Here is a 2,932-nt window from a genome sequence, read left to right on the forward strand (position 1 = left end):
ACTGATTGGTAGTTTCACCAATCGGGTTTTTACAGGCTGTTGATCCCCCACTTAGCTATTTCGTTTTCACTCACTATTTTGAAGTAGCGGTCTTACAGCCTGTTAATACGGGATAAAGCCTTTCGGTTTAATTTTCCTAATTCATTGTATGGTAACCTCTCCACAAAATAAATTTTTTTAGGGCATTCGTAATTTGCTAAATGCTTTTTACAAAAGGCGATAATATTTTGTTCGTCTACATCCACTGCAACGATATATGCAACAACGCACTCGCCAAATCGCACATCTCTCTCACCTACTATTGCTGCATCCTCAATCCGAGGATGTGTTCGCATTACTTGCTCAACCCGTTGTGGAAAAATATTTTCTCCACCCGAAATAATCATGTCATGCAAGCGCCCTTTTATAAATAGTAAGCCATCTTTTTCCTCCACTAAATCACCTGTGTACTGACCATTTACAATCAACTCGCCATTCTCATAGGTCAAATGCAACTTGTCAATTGGTTTACCTATTGTGTCGCGGTGCAATGCTCGCTCTTGTGGTGTTGCTATACTAATTAACCCCACTTCGGATGTACCATATAAATTGTATAAAATCGCATCAAAGCCTTCATTATTTTGCAGCGGCGCACTTCCACTTACCACACAGCGCAATGCAGGTGTTGGACAAAAGCGAGCTAACAATGTTGGTACAACCGCTATCGCTTCAATTGGATATACCTCAAGCAAGGTTGCATCAAATCGCCTGTTCAATACGACTGTGTGACCAGCTGCAATCGTTGCGCTTAAAAAAGCAAGCCCATACCCATGAAAAAAGGGTGTTGCAACATAAACATAACGATATGTATGAAAATGCATACGTTCCAGTAATGCCCGAAATGGCGCTAACAATGTCTGCACCTCGCTCTGCACACCTTTAGGCTCACCAGTCGTACCGCTCGTTTGCACAATAATTTTGCCCTGTCTTCGTGGAAAGTGATTAACTGCGGCTCTTTGTGGCAATTCCTCTAACTGTTCCTCCGTAAATAAAAAATCAAAATGGCCTTTCACTGAGCGTCCTGTATGCAATAATACAGCAGTTGCTCCGATTCGCTCTACTGCAAAAACGGCACGTAATAAAGCAACACTATTATCACAATGAAAGCCTACATGCTGTCCCGCGCGAATGCCCTTTTCATACAAAGCGTAGCTCATATAAATAAGCTCATCATAAAACTGTCCATATGTCGTCACTGAATGATTTTCAATAAAAAGTGGGGCATGTGGCTGCTTTTGTGCATAAAAGGCGAGCAATGTGTTAATCGATAGCCCTTCTTTAAAAATAGCGGTTACTAACTGTCTTAAAGGTATACGTAAAAAAGCGTTAATTTTTAAGGCCTCACGAAGCGTAGAAATGATAGCCACCACGGTTTGTCCTCCTTCTTTTTCGTATAAAGTAATCGAGCGATGCGCTTCGCCGCCGTCTCACTGGACATTGCTGGCACACGCTCATATTTTTTCGTTGGTGCAATCATCGGTGTACGCACAAGCGGCAAATAAATAGTGGAAACCGTATGCTTTACCTCTGGTGCAACAGCGCGTAGCCACGTATCAAATGCTGCTTTTGACGCTTGATAGGCGGACCATTTTGCCATTGGGCGAAACTTTGTATTAATCGTTGAAACATTGACAATCTGTCCCTGTGCCGCATCTAATAATGGGATAAAATGGAGCATTAACTCCACAGGTGCAAAATAATTAATACCCATTGTTCGTGTAAAATCATGCGCACGCTCTAATGAATCATAAATAGAACGATGAATTGATAAGCCTGCATTATTGATGAAAATATCCAATTGTTCGATTTCTTGACATAGCTGCTGGCGATTTTTTTCCTCACGTAAATCCATCACATACATCCGCGCACCCGTCTGTAAAGCGACCTCACGCAATCGCTCCTCATTACGTCCAATAATGATTAATTGTGCCCCATAACGAGCTAACAATAAAGCTGTATCCCTTCCAATACCTGAGCTAGCCCCAGTAATTAATATACTTTTCCCTTGCACAGCTTGTCGAAGTCGATGTTCCTGCAAATGCATATGAAATTCCTCCTTCTTTTTCCTTGAATCAGCTTTAATTGTGGTAAAGAATAGATATCATTAGTAAGGTTTAGTGATTTATGAGCTAGTTTACAGTAAGACAAAGTGAAAATCATAGCAGATTGGTTTGTCGCAATATGCCTAGCATTATAACAAATACTGATCAAAATACACGTTAAGAATTGATTGAACCTTCTATTAACACTATCCTAAATTACAGATAATACTGTATGAACAACCGATGAAATTAATAAAATTACACAATCTATTGAGGAATACGATAAAATTGACACTGACATACAAAAATAAGCCTGTGTGTTTAACACAAATTACACAAATCAATAATATGTTATAATATACAAATACTATTATCATCTTCTTCCTTATAAAGATATATAAACACAGGTAGCTTTCTAAAGATATGGTAGGTTCACAAGTACAAAACAATATAAACCCCGTGTGAATAGATATTGTGCACAAAATCAGATGTGATTCCTAAAAAATATTTATCCTCTAGAAATGCGTTTGAAAGAATTATTAAATAAATCAAACATTACAAATCCATGATTGATAGATATATAGGTTGGAAAATGATTTACATCATTAATTCATCAGTATTTATAGAGGAGGATTATATAATGAGGTTAACAACTATATTTTTAATTTTAGTATTAAGCAACTTAATTATTCACTTCTTCCTAAAAAGATTTATTAATTTCCAATTAATTAACAATAAAAATTCAAAAATTACTAGAATAAATCAAATTTTGACATTCTTTTTTTTGGTAATTTTAATCATTCAATATATCTATTTCGATGTATTCATAGAAACTCCATTTCTCTTTTTAA

General features: G+C 37.1%; 3 protein-coding genes. 1 reads left to right on the forward strand and 2 read right to left on the reverse strand.

The genetic code is table 11. The features are described from left to right. Nucleotides 1–92 precede the first annotated feature (92 nt). A complete protein-coding gene (locus tag C9J34_RS21200) occupies nucleotides 93–1,409 on the reverse strand; it encodes a class I adenylate-forming enzyme family protein (RefSeq protein ID WP_107842147.1) in 1,317 nt (438 codons plus the stop codon). After that, on the reverse strand, nucleotides 1,373–2,083 hold the full coding sequence (locus C9J34_RS21205; protein ID WP_107842148.1) for an SDR family NAD(P)-dependent oxidoreductase: 711 nt from the start codon (nucleotides 2,081–2,083) through the stop codon (nucleotides 1,373–1,375). Before C9J34_RS21205 ends, C9J34_RS21200 begins: the two co-directional genes overlap by 37 nt. Before the next feature lie 638 nt (nucleotides 2,084–2,721). On the opposite strand from C9J34_RS21205, the gene C9J34_RS22550 reads away from it, so the two are divergent. Beyond that, a partial coding sequence (locus C9J34_RS22550) for a hypothetical protein (RefSeq protein WP_238600752.1) occupies nucleotides 2,722–2,932 on the forward strand: 211 nt, incomplete at its 3' end.

It is taken from the genome of Metasolibacillus meyeri (assembly GCF_003049505.1).
GTDB classification, from domain to species: Bacteria; Bacillota; Bacilli; order Bacillales_A; family Planococcaceae; genus Metasolibacillus; species Metasolibacillus meyeri.

Bases quoted from the DNA above. Each gene is read 5' to 3' on its own strand.
- C9J34_RS21205 (WP_107842148.1), bottom strand. From the start codon at position 2,083: ATGCATTTGCAGGAACATCGACTTCGACAAGCTGTGCAAGGGAAAAGT.